This window comes from Micromonospora sp. NPDC049900, assembly GCF_044461025.1.
Lineage (GTDB): Bacteria > Actinomycetota > Actinomycetes > Mycobacteriales > Micromonosporaceae > Micromonospora.
Genome location: NZ_JBITKM010000012.1, coordinates 50,567 through 70,104 on the forward strand (window position 1 = coordinate 50,567; position 19,538 = coordinate 70,104).

The 19,538-nt window shown below is 69.8% G+C and carries 21 protein-coding genes; 18 read left to right on the plus strand and 3 right to left on the minus strand.

What is annotated here, in order from left to right:
• Positions 1-22 precede the first annotated feature (22 nt).
• Complete coding sequence (locus ACIBMZ_RS23090; protein ID WP_396697015.1) at positions 23-808, minus strand: IclR family transcriptional regulator; 786 nt, start codon at positions 806-808, stop codon at positions 23-25.
• 81 nt (positions 809-889) lie between these two features.
• Positions 890-2,197, minus strand: a complete 1,308-nt coding sequence (locus tag ACIBMZ_RS23095; RefSeq protein WP_396697017.1) for a hypothetical protein — start codon at positions 2,195-2,197, stop codon at positions 890-892.
• A gap of 108 nt (positions 2,198-2,305) precedes the next feature.
• On the opposite strand from ACIBMZ_RS23095, the gene fdxA reads away from it, so the two are divergent.
• From fdxA to ACIBMZ_RS23165, 14 genes are all read left to right on the plus strand, one after another.
• On the plus strand, positions 2,306-2,620 hold the full coding sequence (fdxA, locus tag ACIBMZ_RS23100) for a ferredoxin (protein WP_396697019.1): 315 nt from the start codon (positions 2,306-2,308) through the stop codon (positions 2,618-2,620).
• Positions 2,617-3,603, plus strand: coding sequence for an NAD(P)/FAD-dependent oxidoreductase (locus ACIBMZ_RS23105; RefSeq protein WP_396697021.1), 987 nt, complete (start codon positions 2,617-2,619; stop codon positions 3,601-3,603). Before fdxA ends, ACIBMZ_RS23105 begins: the two co-directional genes overlap by 4 nt.
• A gap of 93 nt (positions 3,604-3,696) precedes the next feature.
• Positions 3,697-4,461, plus strand: a complete 765-nt coding sequence (locus ACIBMZ_RS23110; protein ID WP_396697023.1) for an IclR family transcriptional regulator — start codon at positions 3,697-3,699, stop codon at positions 4,459-4,461.
• A gap of 208 nt (positions 4,462-4,669) precedes the next feature.
• Positions 4,670-5,524: a fumarylacetoacetate hydrolase family protein gene (locus tag ACIBMZ_RS23115; protein ID WP_396697025.1), complete on the plus strand. Its 855-nt coding sequence runs from the start codon at positions 4,670-4,672 to the stop codon at positions 5,522-5,524.
• A gap of 96 nt (positions 5,525-5,620) precedes the next feature.
• Positions 5,621-6,787: a hypothetical protein gene (locus tag ACIBMZ_RS23120; protein ID WP_396697027.1), complete on the plus strand. Its 1,167-nt coding sequence runs from the start codon at positions 5,621-5,623 to the stop codon at positions 6,785-6,787.
• Positions 6,788-6,794: 7 nt separating this feature from the next.
• Positions 6,795-7,634 (plus strand): HpcH/HpaI aldolase/citrate lyase family protein, encoded by an 840-nt coding sequence (locus ACIBMZ_RS23125; RefSeq protein WP_396697029.1) that lies wholly within the window; start codon positions 6,795-6,797, stop codon positions 7,632-7,634.
• Between the two features lie 31 nt (positions 7,635-7,665).
• On the plus strand, positions 7,666-8,037 hold the full coding sequence (locus ACIBMZ_RS23130; RefSeq protein WP_396697031.1) for a cupin domain-containing protein: 372 nt from the start codon (positions 7,666-7,668) through the stop codon (positions 8,035-8,037).
• Positions 8,034-9,035, plus strand: coding sequence for a ribokinase (locus ACIBMZ_RS23135; RefSeq protein ID WP_396697033.1), 1,002 nt, complete (start codon positions 8,034-8,036; stop codon positions 9,033-9,035). The genes ACIBMZ_RS23130 and ACIBMZ_RS23135 overlap by 4 nt, the downstream gene beginning before the upstream one ends.
• Positions 9,036-9,153: 118 nt before the next feature.
• Positions 9,154-10,239, plus strand: a complete 1,086-nt coding sequence (locus tag ACIBMZ_RS23140) for a TauD/TfdA family dioxygenase (protein ID WP_396697035.1) — start codon at positions 9,154-9,156, stop codon at positions 10,237-10,239.
• A gap of 310 nt (positions 10,240-10,549) precedes the next feature.
• Positions 10,550-11,563 carry an ABC transporter substrate-binding protein gene (locus tag ACIBMZ_RS23145; RefSeq protein ID WP_396697037.1) on the plus strand — a complete coding sequence of 338 codons (1,014 nt, stop codon included), beginning with the start codon at positions 10,550-10,552 and terminating at the stop codon, positions 11,561-11,563.
• A 48-nt stretch (positions 11,564-11,611) separates the two neighbouring features.
• Positions 11,612-12,373, plus strand: coding sequence for an ABC transporter permease (locus ACIBMZ_RS23150; protein WP_396697039.1), 762 nt, complete (start codon positions 11,612-11,614; stop codon positions 12,371-12,373).
• On the plus strand, positions 12,366-13,271 hold the full coding sequence (locus ACIBMZ_RS23155) for an ABC transporter permease (protein ID WP_396697041.1): 906 nt from the start codon (positions 12,366-12,368) through the stop codon (positions 13,269-13,271). Before ACIBMZ_RS23150 ends, ACIBMZ_RS23155 begins: the two co-directional genes overlap by 8 nt.
• Positions 13,272-13,290: 19 nt before the next feature.
• Positions 13,291-14,145: an ABC transporter ATP-binding protein gene (locus ACIBMZ_RS23160; RefSeq protein WP_396697043.1), complete on the plus strand. Its 855-nt coding sequence runs from the start codon at positions 13,291-13,293 to the stop codon at positions 14,143-14,145.
• Positions 14,142-14,783, plus strand: a complete 642-nt coding sequence (locus ACIBMZ_RS23165; protein ID WP_396697045.1) for a flavin reductase family protein — start codon at positions 14,142-14,144, stop codon at positions 14,781-14,783. Before ACIBMZ_RS23160 ends, ACIBMZ_RS23165 begins: the two co-directional genes overlap by 4 nt.
• 48 nt (positions 14,784-14,831) lie before the next feature.
• On the opposite strand, the gene ACIBMZ_RS23170 is transcribed toward ACIBMZ_RS23165, so the two are convergent.
• Positions 14,832-15,944, minus strand: a complete 1,113-nt coding sequence (locus ACIBMZ_RS23170) for an acetamidase/formamidase family protein (RefSeq protein ID WP_396697047.1) — start codon at positions 15,942-15,944, stop codon at positions 14,832-14,834.
• Between the two features lie 251 nt (positions 15,945-16,195).
• Here ACIBMZ_RS23170 and ACIBMZ_RS23175 point away from each other — a divergent pair, with 251 nt between their 5' ends.
• Genes ACIBMZ_RS23175 through ACIBMZ_RS23190 form a run of 4 tightly spaced genes read left to right on the plus strand, consistent with a single transcriptional unit; the run spans position 16,196 to position 19,274 of the window.
• Entirely contained in the window at positions 16,196-17,524 is a 1,329-nt protein-coding gene (locus ACIBMZ_RS23175; protein WP_396697049.1) for an aromatic ring-hydroxylating dioxygenase subunit alpha, read from the plus strand.
• 29 nt (positions 17,525-17,553) lie between these two features.
• Complete coding sequence (locus ACIBMZ_RS23180; protein ID WP_396697051.1) at positions 17,554-18,042, plus strand: aromatic-ring-hydroxylating dioxygenase subunit beta; 489 nt, start codon at positions 17,554-17,556, stop codon at positions 18,040-18,042.
• Between the two features lie 7 nt (positions 18,043-18,049).
• Complete coding sequence (locus ACIBMZ_RS23185; RefSeq protein WP_396697228.1) at positions 18,050-18,343, plus strand: Dabb family protein; 294 nt, start codon at positions 18,050-18,052, stop codon at positions 18,341-18,343.
• 34 nt (positions 18,344-18,377) lie between these two features.
• Complete coding sequence (locus tag ACIBMZ_RS23190; protein WP_396697053.1) at positions 18,378-19,274, plus strand: VOC family protein; 897 nt, start codon at positions 18,378-18,380, stop codon at positions 19,272-19,274.
• Positions 19,275-19,538 lie beyond the last annotated feature (264 nt).

Sequence of the window (19,538 nt, forward strand, 5' to 3'; positions counted from 1 at the left end):
TGCAGGTGGGGCAGGTCCGTGGTCAGCCGGGTGGATCGATGTTGCCCAGTTCGGCGCTGATCGCCGCTGCGGTCCGCTTGAGCTGCTGTGCCAGCGGCGAGTCCGTGCCTTCGGGTACGGACGTGGTGGTGCCCACGATGGCGATGGCGGCCACGAGCGTGGCTCCCCGGAACACGGGGGCGGCGATGCTGCGTACGCCGTTGGTGGAGGGGGTGTTCGCGGAGATCCCCTCGTGCCGGATCTTCTTGATCTCCTGGCGCAGTTCCTCGGAGCTCTGTAGGTCGGCGTCCAGTCCCGGGATCTCCTCGGAGGGGAGGTGGGCGCAGAAGACCCGGCCCTGGGCGGACTCGGTGCGTGACAGCCGTGAGCCGGTGCGGACGCTGACCCGGATCACCCGGTCGGTGTTGTCGTCGGCGCGGACCACCACGGCGGTGTCGCCGTCCCAGACGCTGAGTACGACGGTCTCGTCAACCGCGCGAACCAGTGCCTGCATGTACGGGCCGGCGATAGTGATCACCGGCAGGCCGGCGCGGGCGGCGGCCGACAGGGTGAGAATCTGCGGCCCCAAGGAGTAGAGCCCTTCGCGGTCGTCGTAACGCAGCAAGTTGCTCTCGCGTAGCGCCTTGGTGTAACGGTGGGCCGTGGCCTTGCTGGTGCCGAGGCTGGCGGTGAGTTCGTTCAGGGTGAGTCTGGGGCGGCTGGCGGTGAACGCACTGAGGATCATCGCGGCGCGTTGTACGGTCTGGATTGCCGGCGTACCCGGCTCGGTCGGGCCGGGGCCGGGAGTGGCCACCACGTCGTCGGCCATGCAGGGCCCTTTCTCTCGTCGGACCGCAGCCTGCCGCCCCACTGTTTCGTTCTGCGAGACATCATTCTGGCATGTAATACGCTAGCGGTCGACTGCCGTGCGTCCGGCAGTCGCGTGCCGCAGCAAGATGTGAGCGTAGAGACGGGCAAAACGCACGAGATCCGACACGGCGAGCACGTCGACGCGAGGGTCTTGCGGGTCGGTTCCGGGGCGGGGACCCACCCGGGCCGTGTCGATCCCGGCCGCGCGCAGGGCCGCGCCGTCGGTGGAGCCCTTCCAGCCGGAGATCGGCGCGGGTGGGGTCTGCTGGGTGAGCCGCCAGGCGGCGTGCGCGTGCCTGACCACGGGGCGATCCGGTGCGGTGCGGCCGGCAGTCTGCACGACGTGTCCGTCAACCGTGATCGCGCAATCGGCCAGCGGCCCGTTGGCGAGCCCCCGGACGAGTCGGGTGTGGATGTCGCGGCGGATGCGATCGGGATCGTCGCCGCTTGCGGTGATCACGTAGAGGTGCAGTTCGACGATGCCGGGCAGGATGTCCGGCTTGCCGGCCAGTCCGGAGTGCACCGCGCCCACCGCCGCCTCGGCGGCCATCTGCCGGTCGCCCGGTCGCCGGGTTCGGACGTGGTCGATCCGCCACCGCTCCAGGATGCGAAGCACCGCGCCGAGGTGGGCGAGCGGACCCCCGGCGGGCGCTGCCTGGTCGCGGGCGAGCACCGGCCGCATGCGGGTGCGAAGCGTGACCCGCACGAACATGGCTCCGGGCTCCTCGTGCAGGATTCCCGCCGGGCCGCTCTTGGCCACCACCGCGGCTGCCGGGCGGTCGGTGTCGAGGTAGTGCGCCAGGCCCGACGGCGGGACATCGGATCCCTGCGGGCCGTAGGGCGAACCGTGTGTCCCGGCGCTGGCCAGCAGGAGAGTGAGCTGGTGCGGCAGGCGGGCCTGGCGGACCGCTCCGCTGGCCGCCGCGAAACCGACCAGCGCGGCGGCTGCCGGGCCGCGTGCCACGCCGAGGCCGAAGCCGGCCAACCGGTCCCCACGCCGGTCGACGACCAGGCGGGGTGGTGGGGTGTCGATGCCGGTCACTGCCCGGTCCGTCGCGCCCTCGCCGGTCAGGGACGTGTCGAGGTGGGAGTAGATCAGTAGTTCGTCGGCGACGTCGCGCACCGAGCGGCAGCGCAGGTTCGCGCCGGTACGACCGACGGGATCAACCTGCCAGTCGAGATCCGGCCACCGCAGTCGCGACCAGCGGGCCAGCCGTTCGGCCAGGGCGCGTTCCCGGCCGCGAGGGCTGGCCCGCCAGGACATGGCGCGGAGCGCGGCAACGACCGATCGGGCATCGATCGTTCGGTCGGCGCTGCGTTGGAGCGACGTCAGGTTCGGGTCCGCCACCCGACTAGCGTAACCTATGCGAGATGCCATCTCGCATGTTGACATGGTTCGGTGATCTGCGGTTGGCTACGACGAGACGGCCCACGCGTGGCTGAACAGGGAGGAACCATGGTCTACGTCGTGACCGACGCCTGTCTTGACATTCAGGACCGGTCCTGCGTCGAGGAGTGCCCGGTCGACTGCATCTACGAGGGCGACCGGATGATGTACATCAATCCGGACGAGTGCGTGGACTGTGGCCGCTGTGAGCCGGTCTGCCCGGTCACCTCGATCTTTCACGACGGGGACCTGCCGGCTACGGCCAGCCGGTTCGCCCGCGTCAACGCCGAGTTCTTCGGTGACATCGGTTCGCCCGGCGGGGCGCGGAAGATCGGCCGGATCGGCCACGACCATCCGGACGTCGTGGCCGATGGTGGCGTGTGAGCACCGCAGCCGGGCGGTACGAGGTCGACCTGGCGATCGTCGGCGCCGGCCCGACCGGTCTGTACGGCGCGTACTACGCCGGGTTCCGGGCGATGACGGTGGCGGTCATCGACTCCCTTCCACTGCCGGGTGGGCAGATCGCCGCCCTGTACCCGGAGAAGGAGATCTTCGACATCGCCGGGATTCCGGCGGTACGTGGACAGAGCCTGGTCGACGCCCTGGTGGCGCAGGCCGGCACTGCCGATCCGCACTGGGTGCTGGGCGAGAGCGTGGTCACCTTGCGGACCGGTCCGGACGGGGTGGAGTTGGGGACCGACGCGGGAACCGTGGTACGGGCCAGGGCGGTGCTGCTCACCGCTGGCATCGGTACGTTCACACCTCGCGAGTTGCCGGTCGGGTCTGACTACGCCGGTCGGGGACTGCGCTACTTCGTACCCCGGCCGGACGAACTGTCCGGCGCCGACGTCGTCGTGGTGGGCGGCGGGGACTCCGCCGTGGACTGGGCGTTGGCGCTGCACCCGATCGCCCGATCGGTGACCCTGGTGCACCGTCGTCCGTCCTTTCGCGCCCATGAGCGCAGCGTCGCCATGCTGAAAGCGTCCCCGGTGCGGGTACTCACCCCGTTCGAGGTGGTGGGACTGGCCGGCGATGATCGGGTGACCGGGGTCGCCCTCGCCGAGACGGGTGCCGGGCGACAGATCACGGTCGAGGCCCAGGAGGTGGTGGCGGCGCTCGGCTTCATCGCCGATCTAGGGCCGATGCGCGACTGGGGCCTGGAGTTGGGGCGCCGGCACATCCTGGTGGATCGGTCGATGCGCACCAACCTCGACCGGGTGTACGCGGCCGGTGACATCGCCGACTACGAGGGGAAGGTGCGGCTGATATCGGTGGGCTTCGGGGAGGCGGCGACCGCGGTGAACAACCTCGTCCCGCTGATCGACCCGACGAAGAGCACCGTCCCCGGACACTCCTCGGACGCCTGATCCGTCGGCCCGCAAGGAAGCCGCAACGGTGTCGCGGCGCCGTGGTCGGCCGGGAGTAGAGTCATGGCGACGACGATTGCGCGGAGGCGGTGCATGGCACGGCGACGAGCCGACGACCCGACTGCGGACGGGCCGGCCATCCAGACCGTGCAACGGGCCGCGCTCATCCTCGGTGCGTTCACCCCGGCCCGGCCTCGACTGAGCCTGGCCGAGATCACGGAGGCGATGGCGGTCAGCAAGGCGACCGCCCACCGGTACGCCCGCGCCCTGCGGGCCGCGAGCCTGCTGCGGTACGACCCGGCCGAGTCGCGCTACTCGCTCGGTCCGCAACTGCTCGCGCTGGAAGCTGCGGCGCGGGCGGCGTTGCCGATCGTCACCGCCGCCGAACCGCACATGCAACGGCTGCTGGCCGAGGCCGACCACACCGTCGTGCTCAGCGTCTGGAACGGGGAGAGCCCGGTGGTGGTCCGGTGCGTCGACAACACCTCCGGTGACGTGCGGCTCAGTGTGCGGACCGGCGTGCAACTGGACCTGCTCCGTTCCGCCCAGGGTCGGGTGTTCACCACCTTCCTGCCCGGTGCGGAGCTTCCGGCGTCGGTCCGACGGCTGCGGCCGTCGGCGCAGGCGCGCCAGGTGGCAGAGGAGATTCGGCGGGCCGGTGTGGCCGAGAACTCGCCGGAGGACTTCGGGGTCCGGGTCTTCGCCGCCCCCGTCTTCGAGCGGGGCCAGGTCGTCGCCGCGATGGCTGTGCTGGGCACGACGGTCAGCCTGGAGGGCGGCGCGCTCAGTGCGCCCGTCGAGGCGTTGCGGCGGGCGGCTGCGGCGCTGTCCCGCGAACTCGGCGACCTTTCCGACTGACAAGGTTCCGGCACACCGGCCGGTCCGCCGGTGTCGGCGGTCGTGCGTACCGACGATGCGGGCCAGCCGGCGAGGCTGGCTGCCCGGGTGCCCTTCCGTGCCTGCTCCGGCTGCGCCGCCCCCGGGTCTGAGCCCTGCCGGTGGCCGTCCAGCACGTTGCCATCGTTTCACTTGACAAGATGGCATCTCGAATAAAAAGATCCCTGGCATGAACCTGGTAGCGACCGGACACGGTCTCGGCCTGCTGGAAGGTGCCGAGGTGGCCCTTCTCGATCTGCCCTACCCCGACGTGGCGGCCATGCTCGCGATCGGGGAGGGGTGGGCCCCGGTACGGGCGGCCCGGGTGCGCGAGCGGTGGCCGTTCGACGGGCTCGGGTCGGCACTGAGCTGTCCGCTGGCCAGTGCTCGGGCCTTCTGGGGGGTGGGGCTCAACTACCACTCCAAGGTCGCGCAGACCGGTCGGGCCGTACCCGAGAGTCCGGTGCTCTTCCTGCGGTCCCCGGCTGCGGTGTCGGGACCGGGCGCCACCGTGACGCTGCCCGCGGCCAGTCGGCAGGTGGACTACGAGGGTGAACTGGCCGTCGTGGTCGGACGCCGGATGTCCGGTGTTCCGGCGGCTGACGTCTGGTCCTACCTCGCCGGAGTGACCGCGGCGAACGACCTGACCGCCCGCGACGTCATGGCGGTCACCGGCAACCCGAGCCTGGCCAAGAGCTTCGCCGGCTTCGGCGCGCTGGGCAGCTCCGTTCGAGAGCTGACCGGCCCGCTTCCCGGCGCGAGCACCAGCGTGTCGACGTGGGTCAACGGCGTGCTCCGGCAGCACTCCCGCATCGACGACCAGATCTTCCGGGTGCCCGAACTGCTCGCGCGGATCTCCCACTACAGCGTCCTGGAGCCGGGCGACGTGGTGCTCACCGGTACGCCGGCCGGCACCGGACAAGACCGGTCCGACTTCCTGCGCGACGGGGACGTCGTGGAGGTGTCGGTCACCGGTGTGCTACCGCTGCGCACCTTGTTCGCCGCCGGCGACGCCGACCAGGGGAGCGGTCCCGTCGTGCGGTAACCACGGCGAGGCGCATCGGGCCTTCGGCGACCGGCCGCCGGGTCCCCCATTCCGGCCGGTCCGACGGCCACTCACAGCGAAAGACGGGACTAACCCATGAAACCCGAACCCGACCTGTTCGATCTCGTTCTCGCCGGCGGCACGGTCCTCGACCCGGCGACCGGCGGCCGGCAGGTCGCCGACGTCGCGGTCTCCGGCGACCGTGTCGAACGGATCGCCGTCGGCCTGGACCGCAGCCGTGCGACGCAGGTGATCGACTGCACCGGCCACTGGGTGCTGCCCGGACTGGTCGAGGCGCACACCCACATCTTCGCCCACGTGTCGAAGGTGGGCGCGCCGCCGGACGAGGCGCACCTGCGGAGGGGCGTGGTCGCCGCAGCCGACGCCGGTACGGTCGGCGCGTCGACCTTCGCCGCGTTCTCCCGGTTCGTCGTCGCGCCCGCCGAGATGCGGCTGGTCAACTTCCTCAACGTCTCCGTGCTCGGCCTGATCGACTTCCGTTTCGGTGAGCTGCTCAATCCGGACACACTCGTGCCGGAGGACGCGCTGGACGTGGCCCGCGCGAACCCGCAGACGGTCCGCGGTTTCAAGATCAGGCTGTCCGAGGACGTCCTTGGCGGTGCGTGGCGGCGCCTGCTGAAGATGTCCCTGGAACTGGCCGCGGAGGCCGGGCTGCCGTTGATGGTGCACATCGGCGAGACCGAGGAGCCGCTGCCGGCCGTGCTCGACCTGTTGCGCGCGGGTGACATCGTGGCCCACTGCTACACCGGCAAGCCGCACGGCATCCTGCAGGACGGCCGGGTGCTGCCCGAGGTCCGGCGGGCCCGGGAGCGCGGCGTGCTCTTCGACTCCGCGCACGGCCGCAGCAACCTCAGCTTCGACGTGGCCCGGGTCGCCATAGCCGAGGGGTTCCTGCCCGACCTGCTCACTTCGGACACCAGTGCCCGCAACTGGCAGGGGCCGGTATTCGACCTCGTCACCAGCGCCGCCAAGCTGCGGGCACTGGGCATGAGCATGGAGGAGATCGCGCCGCGGATGACGCTGCGTCCCGCCCGCCTGCTCGGCCTGGACACCGAGGGGTACGGCACGCTGGTGGAGGGCGGTCCGGCACACGTGACAGTGCTGGCCGACACCGAGGAGACGGTGCTTCCGGACGCGGCCGGAAACCAGCTGTCCGCGCCACGCCTGGAGCCGGTCGTCGTGCTGCACCACGGGCGTCAGGTCGAACCGGCGCCCTGGCGTGGGTCGCGGCGGCAGGTCTGAGGCCGGGATGTCCGCCCTGGGCGTCTGGGAGTGGCGCCGCCGACTGCGTGACCGACTGGCTACCGGGGACCGGGTCGTGGGCACCTTCGTCAAGCTGCCCACCGTCGACTCCGTCGAGTTGGCCCGCCTGGCCGGCTTCGACGTGGTGGTGATCGACGCCGAACACTCGTCGCTGTCCGACCGGGACGTGCTCGGACTGGTCCGCCACGCCGCCGGCATCGGGCTGCCCGCGTTGGTGCGGGTCGCCGCCCTCGACGCCGGTGAGATCAACCGGCTGCTCGAAGCGGGTGCCGTCGGACTGCACCTGCCGATGCTGCGCACCGGGGCCGAGATGCAAGGTCTGCGGGCGGCCACCGCCTACCCGCCGGTCGGGGAGCGCAGCCTGAGCCTCGCCCATCCGGCGGCGGCGTACGGCATGGTCGGTCTGGACGAATACCTGCGCCGGGAGGCGGCGGACCCGCCGGTGCTGGTCGGTCAGATCGAGACGGCGACCACCGTCGACCCGCTGGACGAGATCGTGGCCGGACTCGACGTCGTGTTCGCCGGTACCACCGACCTCGCCGCGAGTCTGCGGGCCGGCGGGCAGGACCGGACCGCGCTGCCGGGGCGGCTGGCGGAGATCGCGTCCGCCGCCACCCGGGCGGGCGCCGCGTTCGGCGCGTGGTCGGCCACCGCCGAGCCGGACCAGTTGCGCCGGCTCGGTCCGGCCCCGGTCCGCTACCTCGTCGTCGGCTCCGACCTGCAGGCACTGGGGTCGTCGCTGCGTCATCTCGCCGAGCCGCTGTACGCCGACCGGCCGGTCACCCTCGACGGCGCCGCGCCGTCCCGGCCGGACGAACCTCGATGACTGTCGGCCCCGGCCGACTGGAAGGAGCACGATGCGCAACGACCCGCTCTATCACGTCGCGGTCAACTGGGACGACATACCGGCGACCGACCTGCGACCCGGGGTGCGACGAAAGATCTACGCCACCGACGAGGTGCTGTTGTCCTGGCATGAACTACAGGTGGGCATGCAGGCGAATCCGCACCGCCACGAGGACTTCGACCAACTCGTGTTGATCCTGCGGGGCAGGTGCAACTACCACGTCGATGGGGTCGCACATCCGTTGGGACCGGGTGGGATCCTGCTGGTCCCACGAGGGGCGCTGCACCACATCGAGCCGACCGAGGGGCCGTGCGTCAACGTCGACGTGTTCGCGCCACCCCGTGGCGACCTCGCCGACGCCGCCTGGCGGCCGGGCTCGTGACGTCGGAGTCCGCCGAGATCGTCGTGGTCGGCAGCCTGAACCTCGACGTCGTGGTGCCGGTCCGGCACCTGCCGGCGCACGGACAGACGGTCACCGGTGGTGAGTCGACCCGCGGATGTGGGGGTAAAGGCGGCAATCAGGCCGTCGCCGCGTCCCGGCTGGGCCGTTCGGTGGCGATGGTGGCGGCGGTCGGCGAAGACCCGGACGGTGACTGGTTGCGTACGGTGCTCGACCGGGAGGGAGTCGACATCTCGGCGGTGCACCGCACGGCGGAACGCCGTACAGGGCAGGCGGTGGTCCTGGTCACCGCAGACGGCGACAGCACGATCGTGGTGAGCCCCGGGGCGAACGGCTGGCTGTCGCCCGGACACGTCGCGGCGGCGTCGCGGCTGTTCGTCGGTGCTCGGTGTCTCCTGCTGCAGCACGAGGTGTCCACCGAGGTCGTCGCGGCGGCGGTCGGCCTGGCCGAGGGGCTGGTGCTGCTCAACCCGGCGCCGGCCCGGCCGGTCGACGCCGCCATCCTGCGGCGGGTGGACCTGCTCGTGCCGAACCGGGGCGAGTTGGTGCAGTTGGTCGGTGCCGGGCGGCCGGACGGGGCCGGCTGGGAGGGTGCGCCCGGATTCGACGCCCTCGCGGCGATGGCACGATCCCTCGGCGTACGCGGCCAGGTCGTGGTGACGCTCGGCGCGGACGGTGCCCTGGTCGTGAACGATTACCGGTACGAGTTGGTGCCGGCGGAACCGGTCGAGGCGGCGGACACCACAGCGGCCGGGGACGCGTTCTGTGCGGCGTTGGCCGATGCGGTACTCGACGGCGCGTCGGTGGTGGAGGCGGCGCGCTTCGCCAACCGGGTGGCCGCGCTGACGGTGACCCGACCTGGGGCGATGGACAGTCTGCCGCACCGGCGGCGGCTGTTCCCCGGCGAGCCCGACCGTCTCATTGGGCAAAACGTCATCTCTCTTGACGAGACAGATGGCCATTGTTATGGTCCGCGTTAAGCGGTACCTCCAGTCCTCGGCCGTAGCTGAACCCGCACCCGCTGCCCTGGTGGCAGCGCTGCGGTCGGCGACAACTGAAAGGGCGCCCCGTAGGGCGCCGGAAGCGAGGCGAGTAATCATGCCAACTCATGTGGACCTCCCGCCCGTGGCCGGGCCTGCCGCCTGGCGCGGTGACGAACTGGAAAACGACACGAGCTGGATCTACCAGCTCTCCGCCGCCGAGATCGCCGAACTCGAGGAGGTGGGGCGGCGCTTCGTGGCCGAGAACCCCGATCTGCGTACGGTGACCGCAGCCGAGTACCCGCTGCCGGTTTCGGCTGCCGGACTCGCCCGGGTCGGCCGGGACCTCGACGCCGGTCGGGGCTTCACGCTGGTGCGGGGCATCCCGGTGCAGGACTATCCCGACGAGTTGTCCGGAGCGATCTTCTACCTGATGGGGTTGCACCTGGGCGTGCCGATGCGGCAGAACGAACTCGGCGACGTCCTCGACCACATCCGGGCCACCTCGGACAAGACCCGTAAGGAGGACCCGACCGCGCTCGGCTCGCGGATTCGCGACGGTCTGCGGTTCCACTCCGACAGTTCCGACGTGGTCGCGCTGATGTGCCTGCGGGCGGCGAAGGAAGGTGGTGCGAGCAGTCTGGTCAGTGGTGCCACCCTCTATCGCGAGGTCGCCCGCCGCCGGCCGGATCTCGCGCCACTGCTGTTCGAGCCCTTCTATTTCGACTGGTACAAGCAGGACCACGACGCACCGGAGAAGTTCTACACGTCTCCGATCTGCAGCTACGTCGACGGGGTCTTCAGCATGTACGCCGGCAGCCCGATGATCTTCTCGGCGCAGGACTATCCCGAGGTCCCGCGTCTCACGCCCGAGCAGATCGAGTTGCTGCACCTGCTCGACGCGATCACCCTGGAGCCGGGAATCGCCCTGCACATGGACTTCCAGCCGGGCGACGTGCAGTGGCTGCTCAACTATGCCGCCCTGCACTCCCGGACGGAGTTCGTGGACCATCCCGAGCCGGAACGCCGCCGACACCTGCTGCGGCTGTGGCTGCAGCGTGACGTCGGACGCCCCCTGGCCCCGCAGTTCGGTCGGCATGTGGTGGTGTCGCGGGACGCCACGCGGGACGGCAGTGCGCTCGACGACCTCGGCCACTTTCGTATCGGCCAGGCGACCACCCCGCGACTTGACTGGGGGAACTGACCCCGGTCAACCGGGTGAAAGCGCGCGGATGATCTGTCGAACAGCAGGCCAGGCGCGGTTTCAGGTTGGTTAAACCTGCTCTGCTCCCCAGTGCGAGCGTTGACCCAGCGTTCCGCATGTCGCTACGTTGTATCGCATTACGAGAGAGGCGGCCGTGGTCAACATTCCGGATCCGCCTGCCGGCCATGTCGGCCGTGCAATCAGACACCACCACCACTGAGCACCATCCCACGCGGTTCCGGTGACGGCGGGGCGAATCCCGCCGCCGGACGTCCGCGTTTCGGCAAATGCCTATAAAGAGGAGAATTCAGTGATAAAGAATCGCATTCTGCTCGCTGGTGGTGTCGCGGCTGCGCTGCTTGCCGTCACCGCCTGCGGATCGTCCGAGCCGGACGCCGCGACGGGCGACGGGCCGGTCCCGCTGCGGCTCACCACACTGTCGCTGTGTAACGAGATCGCCCAGTACGCGCTGGACACCGGACTGTTCGCCGAGCACGGGTTGGCGGTCGAACTCATCAAGACCAACGGCGGCTCGGCCGGTCTCGCCGCCGTCCAGTCGGGCTCCGCGGACATCGCCTTCGTCAATCCCGTCACCACCCTCACCGCCATAGCCAAGGGCGTACCGGTGCAGGTCGTCTCCGGCAGCGGCCTGACCACCGCCGACACCCACGGCGTCATCGTCGCCAACGACTCGGGCATCAACGGCCCCGCTGACCTGCAGGGCAAGCGGGTCGCGGTGAACGAGTTGGGCGGCTCCGGCCAGTTCCTCACCACCAAGTGGATCGAACGGCACGCGGGCGCGAAGGTCACCGCCGAGTTCGTCGCGCTGCCCTTCCCCGAACTGGTGGCAGCCGTCGAGGGGGGACAGGTCGACGCGGCGCAGGTCTCCGCGACCCAGGTCGCGCAGATCGTCGGCAGTGGCAAGGGCCGCTCGATCGGCAACCCGATCTTCGACGGCACCGGCCCCACCCCGACCGCGGTCTACCTGGCCACCAGCGATTTCATCGGTAAGAACGAGCAGACCGTACGGTCCTTCGTCGCGGCGATGGAACAGGCCGCGGTGGCCGGCAACGATCCCGCCAACGACACCGAGAAGTTCCAGATCATGGAGAAGTACTGCAAGACCCCGGCCGGGACCCTGGCCAGCATCCCGGAGCAGGAGTACGAGGGCCTGGTCAACATGGACGCCATGGCGACCATCGCCCGGGTGTCGCACGAGGGCGGCCTGCTGGACAAGGGCATCGACGTGACGACCATCGTCCCGGAGTTCTCCCGGCGGACGGCCACCGCTGCCACACCGGCCACCTCGCCGAGCGCCGGCTGACCGATGCGGCGAGCAGGTCGCGTGGGAGGGAAGTGAATGGTGTCGACGATGGTCTACCGGATCCGGTCGATCTGGCCGGCGGTGCTCGGGGTCGGCAGCCTGGTGTTGCTCTGGGCGGTGGCGAGCTATCCCGAGCTGATCAATCCGACTGCGCTGCCCCGGCCCGAACTGGTGGTGGCCGCGATCGCCGACGTGCTCGGCGACGGTGACTACCTGAGCGGGCTGGGCGACACGCTCTGGACGTGGTTGCTCGTCCTCACCCTCACCACCGCGGTCGCCGTACCGATCGGGGTCCTGATCAGCGCGACGCCGGCGCTGTCCCGGGCGGCGATGGTCTGCGTCGACGCCGCGCGGTCGGTGCCGTCGACCGCGATGATCCCCATCGCCATCCTGATCTTCGGGCTCGGCCAGCAGATGAAGCTGGCGGTGGCGTTCTACGCGATCCTCTGGCCACTACTGATCAACACCGTCTACGGCCTGGCCAGCACCGATCCGAAACGGATCGACGCGGCCCGGTCGTTGCGCTGGGGGTGGGCGCGCCGGCAGGTCTACGTGACCGTGCCGAGCGCGCTGCCCTCCATCCTCACCGGCATCCGGGTGGCGTCCGGCATCGCCCTCGTGGTGATCGTCAGCGCCGAGTTCCTGGGCGCGAGCACCGGTGTGGGAGTGGTCATCGTCCAGTACCAGCAGGCACACCGTGCCGACATCGTGTACGCCGGCGTGCTGCTCGTCGCCGCGATCGGTGCGCTGCTGCATGCGGCCCTGATCAGGGCCGAGCGCCGGATCGTGAGGTGGATCCCCGTTGAGTAGCCTGACCGTACCGCAGCAGACCCCCACCGGCCTGCCCCTGCCGGGGCGGCCCGCCCCGGCCTCCGCGCCGCCACCGGGGGATCCGGGGAGGCGGTGGCGGTGGGTGGGCCGGGCGGCCCGCCGGATCGCCGATCTGTGGCTGTTGCTGCTCCTGCTGCTGCTCTGGGAGGTTGTCGCCCGAGCCGATCCGACGCTGTTCTTTCCCCCGCTGTCGGCCGTGCTGAGCCGGTCGGTCGAGTTGTTCCTGGTCGCCGAGCCCGGCCAACTGCTGCTTTCGGACCTCCTCTGGAGCAACGCGTCCGCAAGCCTGTCCCGGTTCCTGCGCGGCTGGGGTGCGGCGATCGTGCTGGGCGTCGCGTTCGGCGTCCTGCTGGGTCGGGTCCGGCTGGCCAACCGGATGTACGGCCCGATCGTGCGGTTCTTCATGTCGCTGCCCAAGGTCGCACTGCTGCCGATCGCGGTACAGATCTTCGGCGTGACCGACTCGATGAACATCTTCCTGATCTTCATCGGCACCATCTGGATCATCACCATCAACACCTGCGACGGCATCCGCAACGTCGACGAGGCGTGGTTGCGCAGCGCACGTAGCCTGCGGCTGCGCCGCATCGACCTGTACCGCCGAGTGTTGCTGCCCGCAGCCAGCCCGCAGATTCTGGCCGGCATCCGGGTGAGCCTCGGCACCGCACTGATCCTGATGGTCGTCTCCGAGCTGTACGCCACCACGAGCGGGGTCGGCTACCAGATCGTCTACACCGAGCGCACATTCTCCTATGTGGACATGTGGGCCTGGTTCCTCGTGGTGGGTGTCATCGGCATCATCCTCAACCGCCTGTTCGTCTTCGTCGAGGCGCGCCTGCTGCGCTGGGAGCGCCGTGCCGGGCTCGGCGAACTCTAACCCGTCATCGGGAGGTCAGATGGAACTACGACTGGAGTCGGTGACCAAGACCTACGGCAGCGGCACCGCCGCCCGCCAGGCCTTGACCGAAACCTCGCTCACGGTCGGCGGACGTGAGTTCGTGACGGTGGTCGGGCCGTCGGGCTGTGGCAAGTCCACGCTGCTGATGATGGCGACCGGGTTGCTCCCGCCGACCAGCGGACAGGTGCTGCTCGACGGTAACCGGGTCACCGGCCCACCACGGGGATTGTCGGTGGTCTTCCAGGACTACAGCCGCTCGCTGTTTCCGTGGCTGACGGTTCGCAAGAACCTGACCCTCGGGGCCGCCGCCTACAAGCTGCCCAAGGCGGAACTGTCCAAGCGGGTCGAGCACGCGCTCGCGGCGGTGGGACTGGCCGGCAGCGCCGCGCTCTATCCCTGGCAGATGTCCGGCGGCATGCAGCAACGCGTGGCTATCGCGCGGGCCCTCGTGGTCGAGCCGGAGGTGATGCTCATGGACGAGCCGTTCGCGGCGGTCGACGCGCAAACCCGGGCTGACCTGGAGGACCTGGTGTTGCGGGTCCGCGACGAGTACCGGATGACGGTGGTGTTCGTGACCCACGACATCGACGAGGCTGTCTATCTGGGGGATCGGGTAGTGGTGATGGCAGCCAACCCCGGCCGGATCATCGCCGACATCCCGGTTGTTCTGCCGGGACCCCGTGACCAGGTCGGGACCAAGATGGAGGCACGCTTCACGGAACTGCGTGGTGAGGTGTTCGGTCTCGTCATGCGCCCCAGAGCCAGCCAGGAGGACGAGCCGGCCGTCGCTGGAGCGCCACCCGCGACAGACAGTTCCACCCCGGCCCCGTCGACGGTGGGTACGAGCCGATGAGCATCATCGATCTGGCCGGACTGAGCCCGGAACGCCGGCAGGGCCTGCTCTCCCAACTGGTCGTGCCGCGGCCGATCGCCATGGTGACCACCGTCGACCGGTCGGGCGCCGTGAACGTGGCACCGTTCAGCTACTTCATGCCACTTACCGGAGAACCGCCGTTGCTCGCCATCACGATCGGTGGCGCCCGCGCGGCCGACGGTCTACCCAAGCACACCTGGCTCAACATCGAGGCCACCGGTGAGTTGGTGGTCAACCTGACCACCCGGGCGCTCGCCCCGCACATCGAGACCGTCGCCCGTGAGTATCCGCCGGGCTCCGGAGAACTCGACGCGACGGGATGGCGGTGCCGCCCGTCGCACGTGGTAGCTCCGCCGTCGCTGGTGGAGAGCCCGGCGCAGATGGAGTGCCGGGTCACCGAGGTGATCGAACGTGGTCAACGGGCCGACGGGACGGCGGTGTTCCGCATCGTGCTCGTCGAGGTGGTCTGCGTCGATGTCGACGACGCGTTGCAGACCTCACCGGGGCGGATCGATCCGACCCGGGTCGACGCGGTGGGCCGGCTGGGTTTCCCCTGGTTCGTGGTGGCCACCGCCGAGTCGATGTTTCCGCTGGAACGGGTGCCGTACCAGGCGTAGCGAGGCTGGCCGAGGCGGCGGGCGGACCCTCGGGTCCGCCCGCCGTCGTCACACCTGGGCCGCGAAGTCCGCCTTGCGGATCATGCAATGCACTCCCTTGACCGCATCGACTACCTGGCTGATCTCGAAGTCGGCCGCGGCGCTGAGATAGGCCATGGCGGCGGCCCGGTCCATGCCCTGGGTCTGCGCCAGGAACTCCACCGCCGCGCGTACCGCCCGGCGGGCCGCCTCGTTCAGGTCCTCGTGCAGCCCGATCGGCAGCCAGTGGGTGGCCGTCTCGGCGAACGGCCCGCCGAGCGTGCCGAGTACGCCGCCGGTCTGAGCCCGGGGCACCACGGTCAGCCGCAGGGTGGCGCGCAGGGGTGCCTCCAGAGCGGTCAGGGCGACTTCCCCGTCCCCCTGGGCGTAGTGCGGGTCACCGGCGTAGAAGCCGGCCCCGGGCAACTGCACCGGCAGGTACAGCGCGGACCCCACCTGGAGTTCGTTGATGTCGAGGTTGCCGCCGAAACCACCCGGTGGCACGGAGTGCACCGGCTCGTCGGTGTCGACCGCGACACCCATCAGACCGAGGAACGGGGCCAGCGGAAAGTAGGCGGCCCGCTCGCCGTTGTCGAACGGTATGGCGCCGTGGAGCCGGCCGGCCCGCTCGGTCACCCGAGTGAAGGTGAAGACGCTGTGGTAGTCGCGGGAGCCGTCGGGGCGGACGCCGCTGTCCGGCGGGGTCTGCGGGAACTCGCCGGGTAGCGCGCCGTAGCCGTGCCGGCTGCTGACGAACCCGTACGGCGCCCGGGTCAGCAAGCTGAGCACCTCGACCCGGAGTACGTCGCCCGGCTCCGCGCCGGCGACCCGGATCGGGCCGGTCACCACGTGCGGGCCGTCCCTGTCGTAGTCGTGAGCCACGCCGGACGCGGCGAGGTCCCGGGAGTCGTCGAGGACCTGGCTCCCGTCGACCCCGTACCCGGCGAGGAAGGCGAGCGGGTCACGACCCTGGTCCTCCAGGATGCCTTCGTGACTGAGCGTATCGATGGTCACCGTATCGCCGGAGGCGACCTCAAGCACCGGGGAGTGCGTCCGGTTCGGTAGGTAGCCCCACAGACAGGTCTCCGGGGTGGTCTGCAGGTAGTGCGCGCCATCGATGCGCCCCTGCTTGGGCTGCAGCATTGTGCCTCCGGTTGCGATTCGGGGGTTGGCCACGTGAGTGGTCCGCAGTCACTGGAAACAAGCCCAGCCGGCCTCGTTGCCGGACGGGCAGGCGGGACGGTGTCACGCGGCTGTTAACCACGCGTAACTGGGGCGATGGATGGTGGGGTAGCTCTTGACACCCGCGAGCGCACCGTAGCAGCATCACATGGCGAGACGCTATCTCGAATAGAGAACCAAGATCTGTGGAACAGAAGGGCCCGGCGAGATCTATGACTCTTCCCGCGCAGATGCCCGCCGCCGGCGCCCTCGGCCATCTGGTCGACGAGGACCCGGCCGCGCTGACCTTCCGGGTGCACCGCTCGGCGTACCGCTCCGCAGAGGTCTTCCAGCGCGAGCGGGAGCGGATCTGGGCACACACCTGGCTCTACCTGGGGCACGAGTCGGAACTGTCCCGCCCCGGTGACTTCAAGACGCGATCGCTCGGCGGACGCCCGCTCATCTTCTGCCGGGACTCCGCCGGGCAGATCCAGGTGTTCCTCAACGCCTGCACCCATCGCGGCACCATCCTGTGCCGGCACCCGGAGGGCAACAGCAAGTTCTTCCAGTGCTTCTACCACGCCTGGGCGTTCAGCAACTCCGGCGAACTCGCCGCCCTACCCGGCGACGACGCGTACGCCGACGTCGAGGCGTTCAAGGAGCGGATGCGCCTACGATCGGTGCCCCGGGTCCAGAGCCACGAGGGCTTCGTCTTCGTCGCCTTCGACCCGGACGTGCCGGACCTGATGACGCACCTCGGCCGCGCCGCACACTACATGTCGCTCACCGCCCAGATCGGTGCCGACGGACTGGAGACCCTGCCCGGCGTGCAGCTCTACGGAGTGAAGGGAAACTGGAAGCTGGCGGTCGAGAACGCCATGGACGGCTACCACTTCGCGCCGACGCACAACACATTCGTCGGGTACCTACGCGAGACGGGCTTCGCCGTCACCGACGACGACCAGTACGCCTACGACCTCGGCGATGGCCACGGTCTGCTCGTCCTCACCGGCCACAACGGTAGGATCGGAATGGTCTGGGAGCCGCGCTTCGGCCCCCAGGAGAAGGAGCGTACGACAGCCAAGCGGCGCGAGATGGTCGACCGGCTCGGCGCCGAGCGCGCGGCCGAGGTCGCCGACGCCAGCCGCATCCTGTTCGTCTTCCCGAACCTGCTGCTGTTCGATCTTGAGGCGCTCACCATCCGCCAGCTCGAACCCGTCGAGGCCGGCCGGACCGACGTACGGGCGTGGCAGCTCGTCGAGGTCGGCGAACCGCAGGTCACTCGGGAACTGAGAGTCCGGACGATGGTCAGTTTCGTGGGTCCGGGCGGCCTTGCCACCCCCGACGACATCGAGGCGTACGAGGCGGTGCAGCGCGGCATCGAGGCCACCGCCGGCGCGGCCGACCCCCGCCACGACTGGAGCGACATGTCTCGCGGAATGGACAACGAGCGGCTGGGAAACCAGGGCCGCTCGATCGACGAAGGCGCGATGCGCAGCTTCTGGCGGCACTGGGCCGGACTGGTCGACGAGCCGTCCCCACCGGAGACAGGGTCCTGGTGAGAGCGCAAGGCAGGGAAGGAGTGCCCACGGTGAAGGGCCGGACGGTAGGCCGGGCGGAGGTCGAGGACTTCCTCTACGGCGAGGCGCTGCTGCTGGACGAGTGGCGATTGGACGAGTGGCTGCAACTGTTCGAGGAGGGTGCCCAGTACGAGGTCCCGACCACCGACAACGCAAGCGGTGCGATCGCCTCGTCCGGCTTCTTCGTCTGTGACGACCATGCGCTGCTGCGGGCCCGGGTCAAACGCCTCAAGAGCCGGATGGCACACGCCGAGAACCCGCACTCACGGACGCACCGGATCGTCTCGAACGTCGTCATTCTCGAGCACGGCGACGAAACCGTGTGGGTGACGGCCAACTTCCTCGTCACCCGCTTCCGCGACGGTGGCACGTACACCTACGCCGGCCGCTACGAACACGTCCTCGTCGTCGACGAGGACAGTCTGCGGTTCCGGATCCGGCGTGCCGTGCCGGTGATGGAGTCGATGGCCCCCGGTGCCCGGCTGAGCTTCATCCTCTGAGGTCGTGATGATCCGCCATACCGTACTGTTCCGCTTCCGCCCCGACGTGCCGCCGGAGACGGTGACCGCGGTCCTGGCCGAACTGGAGACCTTCCCCACCCGCTACCCGGCGATGCGCAACTGGGTCAGTGGTCCCAACGTCAGCAGCCGCGACGACTCCATGTCGCACGGGTTCGCCGTCGACTTCGACACCGAGCAGGATCTACTGGACTACCTGGGCAGTCCGTCGCATGAAGAGTTCGTGCGCACCCGCTGGCGGCCGGTCATCCTGCGACAGGCCATCGCCAGCCTGCACCGCTGATCCGTCACGCACACCGACAGAGACGAGGCCCGCCATGGACCAGCAGACCGGCAGCGTACGCAGCCGAGCGCCGTACGGCATGGAGTACGCCCGAATCGTCGTCCCGGACATGGCGGCGACCATCGAGTTCCTGCAGTACCACGTCGGGCTCCAACTCGAGCAGCACACCGAGGATCACGCCTACCTGCGGGCCGACATCGAACACCACAGCATCGAGCTGATCCACGATCCCACCCGCAGCACGGCAGAGACCGTCGCGGTCGGCTTCAGCGTCGAGTCCGACGCCATCCTCGACGACCTGAGCGCGCGGGTCAGCGCGGCTGGCCACGAGATCCTCCCCTTGGACGAGCGGATGAAGGGGTTGTGCAGTCGGGGTTTTGCCGTACGCGACCCTAACGGGCTCGTCGTCGAACTCTTCACCGAGTTCCTGGAGTACGCCGAGCCGCCGCTGCTGGAACTGCGCCCACGCGACCTGGTTCATCCCTTCCTCGCCACCGACCGGTACGACGAGTGTCTGGAGTTCTACACCGCGGTGCTCGGCTTCCAGGTATCCGACCACGTCGGCGACGTGACGGTCTTCCTTCGTTCCGAGGACCGGTACCACCACAGCCTCGCCCTACAGCGCAACAAGGAGTACTACGTCGCCCACCTGTGCTTCATGATGAAGAACTTCGACCACGTGATGCGGGCCCGCGCCCGGGCCCAGTACCGCAACGTGCCCATCGCCTCGGACCTGGTCAACCACTCGGCGTCGACGTCGATCGCGTTCTACCTGTTCGATCAGCGGCACGGTCCACGATTCGAACTGTGCGACGGACATCGGGTCCTGACCCCCGAGGAGCAGGAGAACCACCGGCCGAGGCGGATGGCCGTAGACCCGCGCAACATCGACGTGTGGCGCCCGGCCGCCGACGACTGGGGCCGTTTCTGACGTTCTCGCAGGGCGAAGCCCCAGCCGCCCGACCAGCGCGTCGGTCGGACCGATACTCGCCCGGCCCCGCAGGACCCGATGGACGATGCGCCACCGCCGGCCGTCCGCCGTCGCCGTGACATCGGCCTGGATAGCCATGCCTGTTGCCGTCGTGACGAGTTCAACGATCTCCAGTTCGAAGCGCGACCGGGCTGGGACGCCGACGGGCCGGGCCCTGCGGCCCGGCCCATCGGGGTCGCGCGTCAGATCGACGCGCTGACCTGT

Coding starts and splice junctions, on each gene's coding strand:
- ACIBMZ_RS23185 (WP_396697228.1), top strand. CDS start 18,050: ATGATCCGCCATACCGTACTGTTCCGCTTCCGCCCCGACGTGCCGCCG.
- ACIBMZ_RS23165 (WP_396697045.1), top strand. CDS start 14,142: ATGAGCATCATCGATCTGGCCGGACTGAGCCCGGAACGCCGGCAGGGC.
- fdxA (WP_396697019.1), top strand. CDS start 2,306: ATGGTCTACGTCGTGACCGACGCCTGTCTTGACATTCAGGACCGGTCC.
- ACIBMZ_RS23115 (WP_396697025.1), top strand. CDS start 4,670: ATGAACCTGGTAGCGACCGGACACGGTCTCGGCCTGCTGGAAGGTGCC.
- ACIBMZ_RS23170 (WP_396697047.1), bottom strand. CDS start 15,944: ATGCTGCAGCCCAAGCAGGGGCGCATCGATGGCGCGCACTACCTGCAG.
- ACIBMZ_RS23130 (WP_396697031.1), top strand. CDS start 7,666: ATGCGCAACGACCCGCTCTATCACGTCGCGGTCAACTGGGACGACATA.
- ACIBMZ_RS23120 (WP_396697027.1), top strand. CDS start 5,621: ATGAAACCCGAACCCGACCTGTTCGATCTCGTTCTCGCCGGCGGCACG.
- ACIBMZ_RS23110 (WP_396697023.1), top strand. CDS start 3,697: ATGGCACGGCGACGAGCCGACGACCCGACTGCGGACGGGCCGGCCATC.
- ACIBMZ_RS23125 (WP_396697029.1), top strand. CDS start 6,795: ATGTCCGCCCTGGGCGTCTGGGAGTGGCGCCGCCGACTGCGTGACCGA.
- ACIBMZ_RS23150 (WP_396697039.1), top strand. CDS start 11,612: ATGGTCTACCGGATCCGGTCGATCTGGCCGGCGGTGCTCGGGGTCGGC.
- ACIBMZ_RS23190 (WP_396697053.1), top strand. CDS start 18,378: ATGGACCAGCAGACCGGCAGCGTACGCAGCCGAGCGCCGTACGGCATG.
- ACIBMZ_RS23140 (WP_396697035.1), top strand. CDS start 9,154: ATGCCAACTCATGTGGACCTCCCGCCCGTGGCCGGGCCTGCCGCCTGG.
- ACIBMZ_RS23160 (WP_396697043.1), top strand. CDS start 13,291: ATGGAACTACGACTGGAGTCGGTGACCAAGACCTACGGCAGCGGCACC.
- ACIBMZ_RS23175 (WP_396697049.1), top strand. CDS start 16,196: ATGACTCTTCCCGCGCAGATGCCCGCCGCCGGCGCCCTCGGCCATCTG.
- ACIBMZ_RS23090 (WP_396697015.1), bottom strand. CDS start 808: ATGGCCGACGACGTGGTGGCCACTCCCGGCCCCGGCCCGACCGAGCCG.